Annotated in this window: 17 protein-coding genes; 6 read left to right on the forward strand and 11 right to left on the reverse strand. The window is 50.6% G+C overall.

Annotation, left to right across the window (positions count from 1 at the left end; genetic code table 11):
• Positions 1-8 precede the first annotated feature (8 nt).
• Positions 9-497: a 4Fe-4S dicluster domain-containing protein gene (locus tag A1SC_RS10370; RefSeq protein WP_016262503.1), complete on the reverse strand. Its 489-nt coding sequence runs from the start codon at positions 495-497 to the stop codon at positions 9-11.
• Positions 497-2416, reverse strand: a complete 1920-nt coding sequence (gene ygfT / locus A1SC_RS10365) for a formate-dependent uric acid utilization protein YgfT (RefSeq protein ID WP_010378594.1) — start codon at positions 2414-2416, stop codon at positions 497-499. Before ygfT ends, A1SC_RS10370 begins: the two co-directional genes overlap by 1 nt.
• A 435-nt stretch (positions 2417-2851) precedes the next feature.
• Between ygfT and uacT the strand changes: the two genes are divergently transcribed.
• The 3 genes from uacT to idi all read left to right on the forward strand — a co-directional run bounded on the left by uacT (position 2852) and on the right by idi (position 5097).
• Positions 2852-4300: a urate/proton symporter UacT gene (uacT, locus tag A1SC_RS10360; protein ID WP_001517024.1), complete on the forward strand. Its 1449-nt coding sequence runs from the start codon at positions 2852-2854 to the stop codon at positions 4298-4300.
• Position 4301: 1 nt separating this feature from the next.
• Positions 4302-4427: a protein YqfG gene (gene yqfG / locus A1SC_RS0122020; RefSeq protein WP_010378596.1), complete on the forward strand. Its 126-nt coding sequence runs from the start codon at positions 4302-4304 to the stop codon at positions 4425-4427.
• Between the two features lie 121 nt (positions 4428-4548).
• A complete protein-coding gene (gene idi, locus A1SC_RS10355; RefSeq protein WP_016262504.1) occupies positions 4549-5097 on the forward strand; it encodes an isopentenyl-diphosphate Delta-isomerase in 549 nt (182 codons plus the stop codon).
• 43 nt (positions 5098-5140) lie between these two features.
• Here idi and lysS read toward each other — a convergent pair whose 3' ends face one another.
• The 5 genes from lysS to xerD form a co-directional block, all read right to left on the reverse strand.
• Entirely contained in the window at positions 5141-6658 is a 1518-nt protein-coding gene (lysS, locus tag A1SC_RS10350) for a lysine--tRNA ligase (RefSeq protein WP_001517026.1), read from the reverse strand.
• A 9-nt stretch (positions 6659-6667) separates the two neighbouring features.
• Positions 6668-7766, reverse strand: a protein-coding gene (gene prfB / locus A1SC_RS10345) for a peptide chain release factor 2 (RefSeq protein ID WP_098729101.1) whose coding sequence is annotated in 2 segments (ribosomal slippage) — positions 6668-7690 and positions 7692-7766 — 1098 coding nt in all. Because the reading frame shifts where the segments join, the coding sequence is not laid out codon by codon here.
• A 90-nt stretch (positions 7767-7856) separates the two neighbouring features.
• Positions 7857-9590: a single-stranded-DNA-specific exonuclease RecJ gene (recJ, locus tag A1SC_RS10340; RefSeq protein ID WP_000813173.1), complete on the reverse strand. Its 1734-nt coding sequence runs from the start codon at positions 9588-9590 to the stop codon at positions 7857-7859.
• A 5-nt stretch (positions 9591-9595) separates the two neighbouring features.
• Positions 9596-10306, reverse strand: a complete 711-nt coding sequence (dsbC, locus tag A1SC_RS10335) for a bifunctional protein-disulfide isomerase/oxidoreductase DsbC (protein ID WP_000715232.1) — start codon at positions 10304-10306, stop codon at positions 9596-9598.
• Between the two features lie 24 nt (positions 10307-10330).
• Positions 10331-11227: a site-specific tyrosine recombinase XerD gene (xerD, locus tag A1SC_RS10330; RefSeq protein WP_000806649.1), complete on the reverse strand. Its 897-nt coding sequence runs from the start codon at positions 11225-11227 to the stop codon at positions 10331-10333.
• A gap of 110 nt (positions 11228-11337) precedes the next feature.
• Here xerD and fldB point away from each other — a divergent pair, with 110 nt between their 5' ends.
• Positions 11338-11859: a flavodoxin FldB gene (gene fldB / locus A1SC_RS10325; protein WP_001055874.1), complete on the forward strand. Its 522-nt coding sequence runs from the start codon at positions 11338-11340 to the stop codon at positions 11857-11859.
• Positions 11860-11892: 33 nt separating this feature from the next.
• Here fldB and A1SC_RS10320 read toward each other — a convergent pair whose 3' ends face one another.
• Positions 11893-12297 carry a protein YgfX gene (locus A1SC_RS10320; protein ID WP_000244789.1) on the reverse strand — a complete coding sequence of 135 codons (405 nt, stop codon included), beginning with the start codon at positions 12295-12297 and terminating at the stop codon, positions 11893-11895.
• Complete coding sequence (gene sdhE, locus A1SC_RS10315; protein WP_000354045.1) at positions 12278-12544, reverse strand: FAD assembly factor SdhE; 267 nt, start codon at positions 12542-12544, stop codon at positions 12278-12280. The genes A1SC_RS10320 and sdhE overlap by 20 nt, the downstream gene beginning before the upstream one ends.
• A gap of 252 nt (positions 12545-12796) precedes the next feature.
• Between sdhE and ygfZ the strand changes: the two genes are divergently transcribed.
• Complete coding sequence (gene ygfZ, locus A1SC_RS10305) at positions 12797-13777, forward strand: tRNA-modifying protein YgfZ (RefSeq protein ID WP_000886070.1); 981 nt, start codon at positions 12797-12799, stop codon at positions 13775-13777.
• A 146-nt stretch (positions 13778-13923) separates the two neighbouring features.
• Here the strand turns inward: ygfZ and trhA are convergent, their stop codons facing one another.
• Together trhA and yqfB are read right to left on the reverse strand one after the other, a co-directional pair.
• Entirely contained in the window at positions 13924-14583 is a 660-nt protein-coding gene (trhA, locus tag A1SC_RS10300; RefSeq protein WP_001517030.1) for a PAQR family membrane homeostasis protein TrhA, read from the reverse strand.
• A 162-nt stretch (positions 14584-14745) separates the two neighbouring features.
• Entirely contained in the window at positions 14746-15057 is a 312-nt protein-coding gene (gene yqfB / locus A1SC_RS10295) for a N(4)-acetylcytidine aminohydrolase (RefSeq protein ID WP_001182960.1), read from the reverse strand.
• A gap of 44 nt (positions 15058-15101) precedes the next feature.
• On the opposite strand from yqfB, the gene bglA reads away from it, so the two are divergent.
• Positions 15102-16535, forward strand: coding sequence for a 6-phospho-beta-glucosidase BglA (bglA, locus tag A1SC_RS10290; protein ID WP_016262505.1), 1434 nt, complete (start codon positions 15102-15104; stop codon positions 16533-16535).
• Positions 16536-16686: the final 151 nt, after the last annotated feature.

The following is a 16686-nucleotide window of genomic DNA, read 5'->3' on the forward strand; positions in this document are numbered from 1 at the left end:
GGTTTTTATCAAAGAGGATTCGCACCGCTGGCTGCAATACGCTGCTGGCGAACTCGCTTGAGTTCTCTCTCGGTCAGCAACTGCAAAGCCTGCGTCGGGCAAGATTCAACGCAGGCTGGCCCCTCTTCCCGCTGTTCACAGAGATCACATTTCACGATTTGTTGCCGTGTATGACCGGACAACGACTGAATAGTGATCATCCCAAATGGGCATGCACTAACACAACTCTGACAACCAATGCAGCGGGCAGAGTTTGCCTGCACCATCAGCTCCCCTATGCTCAACGCCTGCACGGGACAAGCGCCAACACAAGGAGCGTTTTCGCACTGGTGGCACATCACTGGCGTACTAATGCTGTCCAGCCGCTGTACCTTCAGCCGGGGTAAAAAGACATCGGCATTCAACTCCTGTTCAGACGGATGAGCGACTACACAGGCAACTTCACAGGTACGGCAGCCAATACAGTCAGCCGGATTAGCGATAATTAACGATTTCATCACGATACCTTTGTATCAAACAGAGTTAACATATCGCGCGCCGCCTGCCTTCCTGCGGCCATTGCGGTAACAACCAGATCCGCGCCGTGAACGGCATCACCACCCGCAAAGACTTTTTTCAGATGCGTCTGAGTAGATAAGTATCCCGCGTCGCCGGTTTTAATCAGGCCCCATTTATCAAGTTTAATTCCGCTGCCCTGCAACCACGGCATCGCATGTGCCTGGAAACCAAAGGCCATAATCAGAACATCGGCGGGCAGCTCAAACTCCGACCCCGCCACCGGACGTGGACGACGGCGACCATCTGGCCCAGGCTCCCCCATTGCAGTACGAATCAGACCCACCGCAGTTAAACGCCCATCGTCATCACAGGCGATATATTGCGGCTGAACATTGAACTGAAACTCAACGCCTTCCTCGCGCGCGTTGACCACCTCTTTGCGAGAACCCGGCATACTGACTTCATCACGACGATAAGCACAGGTCACACTGGCGGCATTCAGACGGATGGAAGTACGCAAACAATCCATAGTCGTATCGCCCCCGCCCAATACCACGACTCGCTTACCTTCAACTTCCGTCAGCGGATACTCTCCAGACTCCGGCAATCCCATAAGCTGGCGGGTATGAGCGGTCAGGAACGGTAGCGCCTGAATGACACCAGGAGCGTCTTCATGCGGCAGATCTGCACGCATCATCCCGTAAGTCCCCACACCGAGGAAAACTGCGTCATATTCCACCGTTAATTCGTTGAAAGAGATATCGCGGCCGATTTCACAGTTGAGATGAAAGTCGATTCCCATTGCGGTGAATATCTCACGCCGCTGGCTTAATACCCTTTTATCGAGCTTGAACGGAGGAATGCCAAACGTTAGCATACCGCCAATTTCTGGATGACGATCAAAGACATCAACGTGAACGCCCGCGCGTGCCAGAATATCAGCACACCCCAGCCCCGCTGGCCCTGCGCCAATCACCGCCACTTTTTCCACGCGGGGAGCAACCAGGCTGACATCGGGACGCCAGCCCATCGCCAGCGCGGTATCGGTGATGTAGCGTTCCAGATTCCCGATCGATACAGCGCCAGAGTGATCTTTTAACGTACATGCGCCTTCACAAAGCCTGTCCTGTGGACATACCCTGCCGCAAATTTCTGGTAAGGAGCTGGTCTGGTGACAGAGTTCTGCCGCTTCAATAATCTTCCCTTCCTGTACCAGATGAACATAGTCGGGAATCGCATTATGCAGTGGGCAAAACCAGTTACAGTTGGCTTTCCCGGCACAATAAACACATCGCTCGCTTTCATAAGCCGCTTGTTGATGATCCAGCCCGCAATAAATTTCGCCAAAATGTTTTTTCCGCTCATTCGCTGGAATTTTATCTGCGCCTTTGCGTGGGTTAACAGGAAGCAACGCCGCGTGGCGGGATGGAGGAGTTCCCTCTGACGCTTTTCCTTCTGCCGTTTTGCGCTGGCGGGTCATTTTTATCTGCTGTAACCCTTTATCATCCATCAGCCGTAACGCCTGTGTTGGGCAACTCTCAATACAAGCTTGCGTGCCGGAACTGCGCTGGTTACAAAGGTCACATTTCTGCGCAATAGTATCGGCCATCTCAATGACCCCAAAGGGGCAAGCGATTGCGCATCTTTTACAACCAATACATTTTTGTTCGTCCAGTTGTACGCTATCGGGCTGAAAAGTCAGAGCGTTTACCGGACAAGCCGTAACGCAGGGAGCATTGTTGCAATGATGGCAGGCCACCGGATTAGCCGCCAGCCCTTTCCCAACAACGTGGATACGGGGTCGAAAGTCACGATGACTCAGCGGCCAGAGTTCTTGATTGTGTGCCACCGCACAGGCAATTTCACAGGCATGGCAGCCTATACATTCCGCAGCATCAGCAGCGATAAACTTATTCATTTGCATCCCTTTCATTTGATGAGTTATGTCTTCTCAAATGTCGCGATGCAATAAACGGGCATATATTATAGAACATGCCCGATTTAATAATCATTTTGCTACTGAGATCAAATTATTGCCCCCCAATATATGCTGCTTTCATTCATTAAACATCATTACAAAAAACAGAAGTATCCGACTCAAAAACATTAAATGCGAGAGTCCGACATGCCAGAATGATTAAAGAAATATCAATATGAGAAAATTAGAGATAATTTCACTGCCCATTTATTTTCTCACTTTTTCGGTTTAACCGCGATTATGTGATTGCCTCCGCATTTCCATTCTATAACTCCCTCTCATCGCTAAAACTGGCATCCCACGAGCATGTCATTAGACAGTTTTATTAACGTAAACGGTTGCTTTTTACTCTGGCGAGCGAAAGGAGAATGACTGATGAGCGCCATAGATTCCCAATTACCCTCATCTTCAGGGCAAGACTGCCCCACTGATGAGGTTGACCGTATATTATCACCAGGAAAGTTGATCATACTCGGTCTGCAACACGTCCTTGTTATGTACGCAGGCGCGGTCGCTGTACCACTGATGATTGGTGACAGACTCGGCCTCTCCAAAGAAGCAATAGCAATGCTTATTAGCTCGGATCTCTTTTGCTGCGGGATCGTCACGTTATTGCAATGTATCGGTGTCGGCCGCTTTATGGGGATCCGCCTGCCGGTGATTATGTCGGTGACCTTTGCGGCTGTAACGCCAATGATTGCCATTGGGATGAACCCCGATATCGGCCTGCTGGGGATTTTTGGCGCGACTATCGCAGCAGGGTTTATCACAACATTATTAGCACCACTTATTGGTCGCTTAATGCCTTTGTTCCCACCGCTGGTTACCGGTGTAGTTATTACCTCTATCGGGCTGAGTATTATTCAGGTTGGTATTGACTGGGCTGCTGGTGGTAAGGGCAATCCGCAATATGGCAATCCCGTTTATTTAGGCATCTCTTTCGCAGTCTTAATTTTTATCTTGCTCATTACTCGCTATGCGAAAGGATTTATGTCCAACGTCGCCGTATTACTGGGGATTGTATTTGGCTTCTTCCTTTCATGGATGATGAACGAAGTAAATCTGTCCGGATTATATGATGCATCGTGGTTTGCCATTGTCACGCCAATGTCGTTTGGTATGCCAGTTTTCGATCCTGTTTCCATTCTGACCATGACCGCCGTGTTAATCATCGTATTTATTGAGTCGATGGGGATGTTCCTGGCTTTGGGGGAAATTGTTGGTCGAAAACTTTCTTCACAAGACATTATTCGCGGGCTGCGCGTAGATGGTGTCGGAACAATGATTGGCGGTACATTTAACAGCTTCCCGCATACCTCATTTTCGCAGAACGTCGGTCTGGTCAGCGTAACACGCGTTCACAGTCGCTGGGTGTGTATCTCTTCCGGGATCATTCTTATTCTGTTCGGTATGGTGCCCAAAATGGCAGTGCTGGTAGCTTCCATTCCGCAATTTGTACTTGGTGGCGCAGGGCTTGTCATGTTCGGCATGGTGCTGGCGACAGGGATCCGTATTCTGTCGCGTTGTAACTACACCACCAACCGTTACAACCTCTATATTGTGGCAATCAGCCTTGGCGTGGGCATGACCCCAACGCTTTCTCACGATTTCTTTTCTAAGTTACCAGCCGTACTACAACCATTGCTGCATAGCGGCATTATGTTGGCAACCCTTAGCGCTGTTGTGCTGAACGTTTTCTTTAATGGCTATCAGCATCATGCCGATTTGGTGAAAGAATCTGTCTCTGATAAAGATTTAAAAGTCAGGACAGTACGCATGTGGCTTCTGATGCGCAAGCTGAAGAAAAATGAGCATGGTGAATAATATGAATCTTGTAATGCGCGCTATATTCAGCCTGTTATTGCTCTTTATGATCTCCATTCCTGTCATTTCTGACTGTGTTGCAATGGCTATTGAAAGTCGCTTCAAATATATGATGCTGCTTTTTTAGCTGACATTCCTCTGTCGGCATCCGCTCAAAACGGGCGGTTGCCGATAACACTCACTTGGTTAATCATTTAACATTTTAGTTATCTATAATGACGAATGATTAGAATTACATGTGAGAAATTATGCCAACGGAACACGTCATTTTACTGAATACACAGGGAGTCCCTTCGGGAACACTGGAAAAATATGCTGCACACACGGCTGATACCCCCTTACATCTCGCGTTCTCCTGTTGGCTATTTAACGCCAAAGGACAATTGCTGGTTACTCGCCGTGCACTAAACAAAAAAGCGTGGCCAGGTGTGTGGACCAACTCGGTATGCGGACATCCGCAACTGGGTGAAAGCAATGAAGAGGCGGTGATCCGCCGTTGCCGCTATGAACTGGGCGTAGAAATAACACCACCCGAACCGGTTTATCCAGACTTCCACTATCGCGCCACTGACCCGAATGGCATTGTCGAAAATGAAGTATGCCCGGTATTTGCCGCACGAATTACCAGTACGTTACAGCTCAACGATGATGAAGTGATCGATTATCAATGGTGTGATTTAGCGGAAGTATTACGCAGTATTGATGCCACACCGTGGGCGTTCAGTCCGTGGATGGTCATGCAGGCGACAAACAGCGAAGCCAGAAAAATGTTGTCAGCCTTCGCGCAACAAAAATAAAAAACCCCGACAAATGCCGGGGCTGTGTGCTTACGCGTAAGGCTTATTTTACCGGACGCATCGCCGGGAACAGAATCACGTCACGGATAGTGTGGCTGTTGGTGAACAGCATAACCATACGGTCGATACCAATACCCAGGCCTGCTGTCGGCGGCAGACCATGTTCCAGTGCAGTAACGTAATCTTCATCGTAGAACATTGCTTCATCGTCGCCTGCATCTTTTGCTGCAACCTGATCGAGGAAACGCTGTGCCTGATCTTCAGCATCATTCAGTTCGCTAAAGCCGTTACCGATTTCACGACCACCAATGAAGAACTCAAAGCGATCGGTGATTTCCGGGTTGACGTCGTTACGGCGCGCCAACGGAGAAACTTCTGCCGGATATTCAGTAATGAAGGTCGGTTGAATCAGATTCGCTTCTGCCACTTCGTCGAAGATCTCAGTGACGATACGACCCAGACCCCAGCTCTTCTCCACGTGAATGCCGAGAGATTCAGCAATCGCCTTCGCAGAGTCGAAGTTATCCAGATCCGCCATATCAGTTTCCGGACGATATTTCTTAATCGCTTCACGCATGGTCAGTTTTTCGAACGGCTTACCGAAGTCCAGCTTCACATCACCGTAAGTCACTTCAGTCTTACCGAGAATATCCTGCGCCAGAGTGCGGAACAGCGATTCGGTCAGTTCAATCAGATCTTTGTAATCCGCGTAAGCCATATAGAGTTCCATCATGGTGAACTCTGGGTTATGACGCACGGAAATACCTTCGTTACGGAAGTTACGGTTGATTTCGAACACACGTTCAAAGCCACCAACCACCAGACGCTTGAGGTACAGTTCCGGCGCAATACGCAGGTACATGTCGAGATCCAACGCATTGTGATGGGTAATAAACGGACGCGCTGCCGCACCGCCAGGGATCACCTGCATCATCGGGGTTTCAACTTCCATAAAGCCGCGGTTCACCATGAACTGACGGATGCCAGCGAGGATCTGCGAGCGAACTTTAAAGGTGTTGCGGGATTCATCGTTAGAGATGAGGTCCAGATAACGCTGACGATAACGCGCTTCCTGATCCTGCAAACCGTGGAATTTGTCCGGCAGTGGACGCAGTGCTTTGGTCAGCAGACGCAGCTCGGTGCAGTGGATCGACAGTTCGCCGGTCTTGGTTTTAAACAGCTTACCTTTTGCGCCGATAATATCGCCAAGATCCCATTTCTTAAATTGATCGTTATAAACGCCTTCCGGCAGATCATCACGAGCGACATATAACTGAATGCGGCCACCGACGTCCTGCAGGGTAACGAAGGAGGCTTTACCCATGATTCGACGAGTCATCATGCGACCAGCAACAGCCACTTCGATGTTCAACTCCTCCAGCTCTTCGTTCTCTTTGTCGTCGAAGTCTGTATGCAGTTGGTCAGAAGTATGGTCGCGACGAAAATCGTTCGGAAAAGCAACCCCCTGCTCACGCAGGTTCGCCAGCTTTTCGCGACGGGTTTTCAGTTCATTGTTAAGATCGGTTACCGCGTCAGTGCCTTGTACGTGTTGTTCAGACATGTTGGTTCCTTATAACCCAGCTTTCAAACTTGCTTCGATAAATTGATCCAGGCTGCCATCCAGCACTGCCTGCGTATTGCGGGTTTCCACCCCGGTGCGCAGATCTTTAATGCGGGAGTCATCAAGGACATAAGAACGAATCTGGCTGCCCCAGCCGATGTCAGATTTATTGTCTTCCATCGCCTGTTTCTCAGCGTTCTTCTTCTGCATCTCCAGCTCATAAAGCTTCGCTTTCATCTGCTTCATGGCCTGGTCTTTGTTCTTGTGCTGGGAACGGTCGTTCTGGCACTGAGTCACAATCCCTGTCGGGATGTGGGTAATACGCACCGCAGATTCGGTACGGTTAACGTGCTGACCGCCCGCACCGGATGCGCGATAAACATCAATGCGCAGATCCGCTGGGTTGATTTCGATATCGATATCGTCATCTACTTCTGGATAAACAAATGCGGAACTAAAGGACGTGTGGCGACGGCCACCGGAGTCAAACGGGCTCTTACGCACCAGACGGTGAACGCCGGTTTCTGTGCGCAGCCAACCGTAAGCGTAATCACCGGAGATCTTGATAGTCACGGATTTAATACCCGCCACTTCACCTTCCGACTCTTCGATAATTTCAGTTTTAAAACCACGTGATTCTGCCCAGCGCAGATACATACGCTCAAGCATGCTCGCCCAATCCTGCGCTTCTGTGCCGCCGGAGCCCGCCTGGATATCGAGGTAGCAATCGGCGCTGTCATATTCGCCGGAGAACATGCGGCGGAACTCAAGCTGCGCCAGTTTTTCTTCCAGGGCGTCGAGTTCAGCAACGGCTTCATTAAAGGTTTCTTCGTCGTCGGCTTCTACTGCCAGTTCCAGCAGACCGGAAACATCTTCCAGCCCTTGTTTCATTTGGTCGAGAGTATCGACAACAGCCTCGAGGGAGGAACGCTCTTTACCCAGCGCCTGCGCACGCTCAGGCTCGTTCCAGACATCCGGCTGTTCCAGCTCGGCGTTTACTTCTTCCAGACGCTCTTTCTTGGCGTCGTAGTCAAAGATACCCCCTAAGAACGTCGGAGCGTTCCGTGAGGTCCTGAATGCGATTCTTTACCGGATTAATTTCAAACATGGTCTGATTTCTTTTATTGAGCTAGTCAAAATGCGGTGATAAGAGCGGGATTGTACCCAATCCACACTCTTTTTTATAGAGAAGATGACGCTAAATTGGCCAGATATTGTCGATGATAATCTGTAGATTGCGGTTGCCGCGAAACTCGTTGATATCCAGTTTGTAAGCCAGTTGCACTTCGCGCACGCCGTTATCTGGCCAAAGAGCCGTATCAACGTTAAACGCAATACCATCCAGTAGCGGGCCGCCGCCGACCGGTTCAACCATAACCTTCAGATGGCGCTCCCCCACCAGGCGCTGTTGCAGCAGGCGGAAATGGCCGTCAAACAGCGGTTCCGGGAACATCTGCCCCCACGGACCGGCATCACGCAGCAGTTGCGCGACTTCCATTGTCATCTCCGCTGCACTTAACGGGCCGTCTGACACAACTTCGCCTTGCAATAAAGAAGGATCAAGCCACTCGGTAACCAGCTCGCCAAAGCGTTGCTGAAAGAGTTCAAATTTATCCTCTTCCAGCGACAATCCTGCCGCCATCGCATGACCGCCAAACTTGAGCATCATGCCAGGGTAGAGCGTGTCTAACCGCTCCAGCGCATCGCGCATATGCAGTCCCTGAATGGAGCGACCGGAACCTTTCAGCGTACCATCACCTGCAGGCGCAAAGGCGATAACCGGACGATGAAAACGCTCTTTGATGCGCGAAGCCAGAATACCAACGACGCCCTGATGCCATTCAGGGTGATACATTGCCAGCCCGCCGGGCAGTGTATCGCGACTACGCTCCAGTTGCTCACACAGGGTCAATGCTTCGACCTGCATTCCCTGTTCGATCTCTTTACGTGTCTGGTTTAACGCATCAAGCTCATTGGCCAGAACGCGCGCTTCACCGATGTTGTCGCAAAGCAGCAACGCCACGCCAACGGACATATCATCCAGTCGCCCGGCAGCATTGAGACGCGGCCCCAGCGCAAAACCTAAATCGCTGGCAGCGAGTTTTTGCGGATCGCGATTTGCCACTTCCAGCAGAGCTTTAATCCCCGGTCGGCACTTCCCGGCACGAATACGGCTCATCCCTTGCCAGGTCAGGATGCGGTTATTGGCGTCCAGTGGCACAACATCCGCCACAGTCCCCAGAGCGACCAGATCCAGCAATTCCGCCAAATTGGGGATTGCGATGCCACGCTCATCAAACCATCCCTGATCACGCAAAAAGGTGCGTAACGCCAGCATCAGATAAAAGGCCACACCAACGCCTGCCAGTGATTTTGACGGGAACTCGCAGTCACGCAAATTGGGATTAATAATGGCTTCCGCCGCGGGTAACGTTTCGCCGGGTAAATGGTGATCGGTAACAATAACCGGAATGCCCAGCGAGCGAGCGTGTTCAACACCTGCGTGGGAAGAAATACCGTTATCAACCGTTACAATCAACTGCGCACCACGCGCATAAGCTTGATCGACCACTTCCGGACTTAAACCATAACCGTCTTCAAAACGGTTTGGCACCAGATAGTCGATGTTGTCACAGCCGAGAGAACGCATCGCCAGCACGCTAAGGGCTGTGCTGGTGGCTCCGTCGGCGTCGAAATCCCCGACCACAATAATCCGCGTTCCTTCACGAAAAGCGTTGTAAAGGATCTCAACAGCCTTTTCGACACCGCTCAGTTGCTGCCAGGGCAACATACCTTTAACACTGCGCTCCAGTTCCTGCGCGCTGCGCACGCCCCGACTGGCGTATAAACGGCGCAGCAAGGGGGGCAGGTCAGCGGGCAAGTCTGCCGTTTCGTCGACTTCACGACGACGAAGTTGTATCTGTTGTTTCACGCGAATTATTTACCGCTGGTCATTTTTTGATGTTCGTCGAGGAATGCTTTCATCTCTTTCGGCGGCTGGTAGCCCGGCACCAGAGTACCGTTATTCAGCACAACCGCCGGAGTACCACTAACACCAAGCTGTACGCCAAGTGCGTAATGGTCGGCAATATCGATATCGCAACTTGCCGGAGTAACAGCTTTGCCTGCCATTACGTCATCAAAGGCTTTGTTTTTATCTTTTGCACACCAAATGGCTTTCATTTGTTGCTCCGCCTGGCTTTCCAGCCCCTGACGCGGGAACGCGAGATAACGCACGGTGATCCCCAGCGCGTTGTAGTCAGCCATCTGCTCATGCAGTTTGTGGCAGTAACCGCAGGTAATGTCGGTAAACACGGTGATAACGTGCTTTTCTTGCGGCGCTTTGTAGATAATCATCTCTTTTTCCAGCGCATTCAGTTGCTTTAACAGCATCTGGTTGGTGACGTTGACCGGTGCCACGCCGCTAACATCATACATTGGCCCCTGAATGATGTGTTTACCGTCATCGGTGATATACAGCACGCCGCTGTTAGTTAGCACTGTTTTCATACCAGCAACGGGCGCGGGCTGAATATCGCTGCTTTTGATGCCCATTTTAGCTAACGTTTGTTGTATTGCCGCGTCATCCGCCTGAACAAAGCCAGAAAACGTCGCCAACAAAGTAAACAACATAAAACCTTTCTTCATAAATCATCCTGTTCTTTTCAGCTATCACGCCCGCGGGTGATGCTGTTGATGAAGTTGCCGCAGACGCTCAGTGGCGACATGCGTATAAATTTGAGTCGTGGAGAGATCACTGTGACCCAGCAACATCTGCACCACACGTAAATCCGCACCATGATTTAACAAATGGGTGGCAAAGGCGTGACGCAACACGTGCGGCGATAACTTTTCGCTGTCGATCCCCGCCAGCACAGCATAGTGTTTAATGCGATGCCAGAAAGTCTGCCGCGTCATTTGCTGCGCGCGCTGGCTGGGAAACAGTACATCAATCGACACACCGTTTAACAACCACGGTCGCCCATGTTCCAGATAGGTTTCCAGCCAGTAGACCGCCTCTTCACCTAACGGCACCAGTCGCTCTTTGTTGCCTTTACCTATTACCCGCACCACCCCCTGACGCAAGCTGATATCACTCATCGTCAGACCGACAAGTTCAGAAACGCGCAACCCGGTAGCATACAACACTTCGAGCATCGCTTTGTCACGCAGTTCCAGTGGCTGATCCACCAGCGGTGCCTGCAATAACCTTTCGACCTGCGCTTCACTTAAATCTTTCGGTAAGCGCTGGGGTAATTTCGGTGAAGCAAGATGCGCACTGGGATCGTCTTCACGAAACTTTTCGCGGTAAAGATACTGGAACAATCGGCGCACCGCACTCAATAAACGGGCTGAACTGGTGGCTTTATACCCGCCCTCCAGCCGTTCTGCCAATAATGCCTGTAAGTCACCGCTTTGCGCCGTTGCCAGCGTTAGCCCACGATGATGCAACCACTCCACCATCATTGACAGATCGCGGCGATATGCGTTCAACGTATTTTCTGCCAGATTTTTTTCCAGCCACAGGGCATCAAGAAATTGCTCGATGCGTGCCAAATCTTGTTTCACTTGCGCCCCTTACATTTCTCGTTTGATGCATTATGCCTTATTGTGCCGTGACTAAAACGATTCTGATACACTAGCCGCAAAAGCCACAGCAGAATCGAGAAGCTTACGTTATGAATATGGGTCTTTTTTACGGTTCCAGCACCTGTTACACCGAAATGGCGGCGGAAAAAATCCGCGATATTATCGGTCCAGAACTGGTGACCTTACATAACCTCAAGGACGACTCCCCTAAATTAATGGAGCAATACGATGTGCTCATTCTGGGAATTCCGACCTGGGATTTTGGTGAAATCCAGGAGGATTGGGAGGCCGTCTGGGATCAGCTCGACGACCTGAACCTCGAAGGTAAAATTGTTGCGCTGTATGGGCTGGGCGATCAACTCGGGTATGGCGAGTGGTTCCTCGATGCGCTCGGAATGCTGCATGACAAACTCTCAACCAAAGGCGTGAAGTTCGTCGGTTACTGGCCAACGGAAGGATATGAATTCACCAGCCCGAAACCCGTTATTGCTGACGGACAACTGTTTGTCGGCCTGGCGCTGGATGAAACCAACCAGTATGACCTCAGCGATGAGCGTATTCAGAGCTGGTGCGAGCAAATTCTTAATGAAATGGCGGAACACTACGCCTGATTTCCCTGACGGCTTAGCGTATTTGCTTCGCCGTCATCGTATCTCTTGCTGTAACAAAATTCGCCGTAAATCACGCCATTCGGCTTCGTCCATGCTGTCTGCTGCCAGCCACAAATGCTGACGTTTGCCGCTATCAGAACGTAAACGTAACATCATGCCGCTTTTAATCATCCACGGCGTTTTGACGATGCTCCATTCCTGTCCTTGCCAACGTAAACGCCCATCCATCAGCAGGCGAATCTCTCCCTGACGGGAATTAATGCGTCGCTGGCTGCGAACGCAATCAAACACCACCAGCGAAAGCAACACCAGCCATAGCGGGGTGTAACTAAGTGGCCATGGCATGAGTAAAATAACTGCGGCAACCAGCCCATGAATCAGCAGGGAAAGCCACTGCGCGCGCCAGGAGACGCGTAATTCAGATTGCCACAGGACCACGATCCCGGTTCCGTGTCTGAATGAGTCTGACCATCATTTCCAGTTCTGCATCGGCAGGTTTACCATGATTCATCAGCCAGTTGAACAGGTCCGGATCGTCGCATTCCAGCAGACGAATAAAGATGCGTTTTTCGTCATCGCTTAAGCTGTCGTACTCATGTTCGAAAAACGGCATGATTGAAATATCGAGTTCACGCATACCGCGGCGGCATGCCCAATGAATGCGGGCTTTGTTGTTAATATCCATTTTCTTCCTGTCTCACGAAAATCCAGTACCAGGATATTGTAACGTGTTTTTCGACTTCTTTTGCGGGAATATCGGTAAACACAATCGCGATCGCGAAATTAATCCACAACAATTCAATGGCTTCATTTTTTTGGAAGTCATCTCGCAAAGCGAATCAGAAGGCACGGATCGCGTAGTGAAAGCACTTGCAATGCCCCATAGCTCTTTTACCATTAGTCATTAATTACGCCGTTTGTAAAACAGGACTCCATTATGGCTTTTACACCTTTTCCTCCCCGTCAGCCCACGGCTTCTGCCCGTTTACCGCTGACGTTGATGACGCTTGATGATTGGGCGCTTGCCACCATTACCGGCGCAGATAGCGAAAAATATATGCAGGGCCAGGTAACGGCAGATGTCAGCCAGATGACCGAAGACCAGCATCTGCTTGCCGCGCACTGCGATGCCAAAGGTAAGATGTGGAGCAATTTACGTCTGTTCCGCGACGGCGACGGTTTTGCCTGGATTGAACGTCGCAGCGTGCGCGACAACCAGCTTACCGAACTGAAAAAATATGCGGTCTTCTCTAAAGTGACTATCGTCCCGGACGATGAACGTGTACTGCTCGGTGTTGCCGGGTTCCAGGCGCGCGCCGCGTTAGCGAATCTTTTCAGTGAGCTGCCGACTCAGGAAAAACAGGTAGTCAGAGAAGGCGCGACAACCCTACTTTGGTTTGAACATCCGGCAGAGCGTTTTCTGATCGTCACCGATGAAGCCACCGCCAATATGCTGACCGATAAACTTCGCGGTGAAGCGGAGTTGAACAATAGCCAACAGTGGCTGGCGTTGAATATTGAAGCGGGTTTCCCGGTGATTGACGCGGCCAACAGTGGGCAGTTTATCCCACAAGCGACGAATATTCAGGCGCTGGGTGGGATCAGCTTTAAGAAGGGTTGCTACACCGGACAAGAGATGGTGGCACGAGCTAAATTCCGCGGGGCCAACAAACGTGCACTCTGGTTGCTGGCGGGTAGTGCCAGTCGTGTGCCGGAAGTGGGTGAAGACTTAGAACTGAAAATGGGCGAGAACTGGCGTCGTACCGGAACCGTACTGGCGGCGGTAAAACTGGACGATGGTCATGTCGTGGTTCAGGTAGTCATGAATAACGATATGGAGCCGGACAGCATCTTCCGCGTTCGTGACGATGCGAATACGCTGCATATCGAGCCGCTACCTTATTCGCTGGAAGAGTAAATCTCTGTATCGCTCCTGGCATCTATTGCCTGATGCGGCGCTGACACGTCTTATCAGGCATGGGAGTGGGTATCTGTTTTCACAATGGGCACGCTACCCGTAAGCCGGATAAGGCGTTTTCGCCGTATCCGGCGGTTGTGCGCCAATTACGCCTGCCCAATATACAAATAGATCGCCAGGAAATGGCACACGCTGCCGCCGAGCACAAATCCGTGCCAGATGGCATGGTTGTATGGGATGCGTTTGCAGACGTAGAAAATTACGCCAAGCGAGTAAACCACGCCGCCTACCGCCAGTAAGGTAACGCTGCCCGCCGCGAGCTTCACTGCCATTTCATAAATAACCACCAGCGACAACCAGCCCATAGCCAGATAGGTCACCAGCGATAATATTTTAAATCGGTGCGCGATGGTCAGCTTGAACAGAATCCCCAGCAGCGCCATGCTCCAGATAACAATCATCAGCCCGCGCGCCAGCGGTGAATCCAGCCCCACCAGCAAAAAAGGTGTGTAAGTTCCGGCAATCAACAGATAAATGGCGCAGTGGTCAAATTTCTTCAGCCACATTTTTGCCCGTTGATGGGGAATAGCGTGATACAGCGTCGAGGCCAGAAACAGCAGGATCATACTACCGCCATAGAGGCTATAACTGGTTATCGCCGTGGCGCTGGCGTTGAGATCAACAGCCTGAACCAGTAGTAACACCAGCCCGACAATGCCAAACACCAGTCCGATACCATGACTGACACTATTGGCAATTTCCTCTGCCAGCGAATATCCCTGTTTAGAGAGGGGCTTCTGAACCATAACTTACTCCGGAGAACGTCCACGCGCGTGATTGCAACTCCAGCGTAACTGAGAATAGTTCCAGTGAACACCTGTTAGCTAAAATAAATTCTGATTTGAGAGTAATCTCCGAAAAATCATGAAATTAAATATAAAGTTTCAGCTAACAGGCGTTAGTTCAACTTAAAGGCATTTAAATTCAATTACATAAAACTGCGTCTGACCGGGATAGATGTCAGCAATGACCTTTTTCAGTTCAGCCAGAGTCATATTTTCCTGTTGCGCATGTTTTTCTGTGAGAGTATCCAGCGTCACTGTTGAAGTTGCGGTGACTTCAATAGTGCAAAAATAGCCATCATCTTCAAAGCGCCCGACGCGAAGTACATCGCCCGTTTTAAAGTGCGATTCAGATTCGTCACGGATGGTGATGGTTTTACGCCCAGCCAGAATGTCATCCTGGAAACGTTGAAAAAAAGTGATGTCGTTTGGCTGCATGGTAATATTTCCTGTAAGAATTGACTCATTTGGAGCCTATGATAGTGAAAAAACTCACCTTACCGAAAGATTTCTTATGGGGCGGCGCAGTTGCCGCCCATCAGGTCGAAGGCGGCTGGAACAAAGGCGGCAAAGGGCCAAGCATTTGTGACGTTCTGACCGGCGGCGCACACGGCGTACCGCGCGAAATCACCAAAGAAGTCTTGCCAGGCAAATACTATCCGAACCATGAAGCGGTAGATTTTTATGGTCACTATAAGGAAGACATCAAGCTGTTTGCCGAAATGGGCTTCAAATGTTTTCGTACTTCCATCGCCTGGACGCGCATTTTCCCGAAAGGCGATGAAGCCCAGCCTAATGAAGAAGGGCTGAAGTTTTACGACGCCCTGTTCGATGAACTGCTGAAATACAACATTGAACCGGTGATCACCCTTTCTCACTTTGAAATGCCGCTACATCTGGTGCAGCAATACGGCAGTTGGACCAACCGTAAGGTGGTTGATTTCTTTGTACGTTTTGCTGAAGTGGTGTTTGAACGCTATAAGCACAAAGTCAAATACTGGATGACCTTCAACGAGATTAACAACCAGCGTAACTGGCGCGCACCGCTGTTTGGCTATTGCTGCTCTGGCGTGGTTTATACCGAACATGAAAATCCAGAAGAGACGATGTACCAGGTGCTGCATCATCAGTTTGTTGCCAGCGCCCTGGCGGTGAAAGCGGCACGTCGCATCAACCCGGAGATGAAAGTCGGTTGTATGCTGGCAATGGTGCCACTTTATCCTTACTCCTGTAACCCGGACGATGTGATGTTCGCCCAGGAATCGATGCGCGAACGTTATGTCTTTACCGATGTGCAACTGCGCGGCTATTACCCGTCCTATGTGTTGAACGAGTGGGAGCGTCGCGGATTTAACATCAAAATGGAAGATGGCGATCTGAATGTACTGCACGAAGGTACCTGCGATTATCTCGGCTTCAGCTATTACATGACCAACGCGGTAAAAGCCGAAGGCGGCACCGGTGATGCGATTTCTGGTTTCGAAGGCAGCGTGCCGAACCCATATGTGAAAGCCTCTGACTGGGGCTGGCAGATTGATCCGGTGGGTCTGCGTTACGCGCTCTGCGAACTGTATGAGCGTTATCAGAAGCCTCTATTTATCGTCGAAAACGGTTTTGGCGCTTACGATAAAGTAGAAGAGGACGGCAGCATCAACGATGACTACCGCATTGATTACCTGCGCGCCCACATTGAAGAGATGAAAAAAGCGGTGACTTACGATGGCGTCGATCTGATGGGCTACACGCCGTGGGGCTGCATCGACTGCGTATCATTCACCACCGGGCAGTACAGCAAACGCTACGGTTTTATCTATGTGAATAAGCATGACGACGGTACTGGTGATATGTCGCGTTCACGTAAGAAGAGCTTTAACTGGTACAAAGAGGTGATCGCCAGCAACGGCGAGAAACTTTAATTAGCCGATGTGCCTGATGCGCCCCGCTCATCAGGCCTGGAGCTCCTGTCATATATTGAACTCCAAGATTTTGTATTTACGCTTCATCCGACACACAAAGCGCACCTTATTAACAAACTAAAAAGGCGCCGAAGCGCCTTTAGAAGATAGT

The sequence above is a fragment of the Escherichia sp. KTE52 genome (assembly GCF_000408325.1).
GTDB classification, from domain to species: domain Bacteria; phylum Pseudomonadota; class Gammaproteobacteria; order Enterobacterales; family Enterobacteriaceae; genus Escherichia; species Escherichia marmotae.

What these genes read in the sequence shown, in the direction of transcription:
- dsbC (WP_000715232.1), bottom strand. Translation starts at nt 10,306, where the DNA reads ATGAAGAAAGGTTTTATGTTGTTTACTTTGTTGGCGACGTTTTCTGGC.
- uacT (WP_001517024.1), top strand. Translation starts at nt 2,852, where the DNA reads ATGAGCGCCATAGATTCCCAATTACCCTCATCTTCAGGGCAAGACTGC.
- A1SC_RS10370 (WP_016262503.1), bottom strand. Translation starts at nt 497, where the DNA reads ATGAAATCGTTAATTATCGCTAATCCGGCTGACTGTATTGGCTGCCGT.
- trhA (WP_001517030.1), bottom strand. Translation starts at nt 14,583, where the DNA reads ATGGTTCAGAAGCCCCTCTCTAAACAGGGATATTCGCTGGCAGAGGAA.
- yqfG (WP_010378596.1), top strand. Translation starts at nt 4,302, where the DNA reads ATGAATCTTGTAATGCGCGCTATATTCAGCCTGTTATTGCTCTTTATG.
- ygfZ (WP_000886070.1), top strand. Translation starts at nt 12,797, where the DNA reads ATGGCTTTTACACCTTTTCCTCCCCGTCAGCCCACGGCTTCTGCCCGT.
- idi (WP_016262504.1), top strand. Translation starts at nt 4,549, where the DNA reads ATGCCAACGGAACACGTCATTTTACTGAATACACAGGGAGTCCCTTCG.
- fldB (WP_001055874.1), top strand. Translation starts at nt 11,338, where the DNA reads ATGAATATGGGTCTTTTTTACGGTTCCAGCACCTGTTACACCGAAATG.
- ygfT (WP_010378594.1), bottom strand. Translation starts at nt 2,416, where the DNA reads ATGAATAAGTTTATCGCTGCTGATGCTGCGGAATGTATAGGCTGCCAT.
- lysS (WP_001517026.1), bottom strand. Translation starts at nt 6,658, where the DNA reads ATGTCTGAACAACACGTACAAGGCACTGACGCGGTAACCGATCTTAAC.
- yqfB (WP_001182960.1), bottom strand. Translation starts at nt 15,057, where the DNA reads ATGCAGCCAAACGACATCACTTTTTTTCAACGTTTCCAGGATGACATT.
- sdhE (WP_000354045.1), bottom strand. Translation starts at nt 12,544, where the DNA reads ATGGATATTAACAACAAAGCCCGCATTCATTGGGCATGCCGCCGCGGT.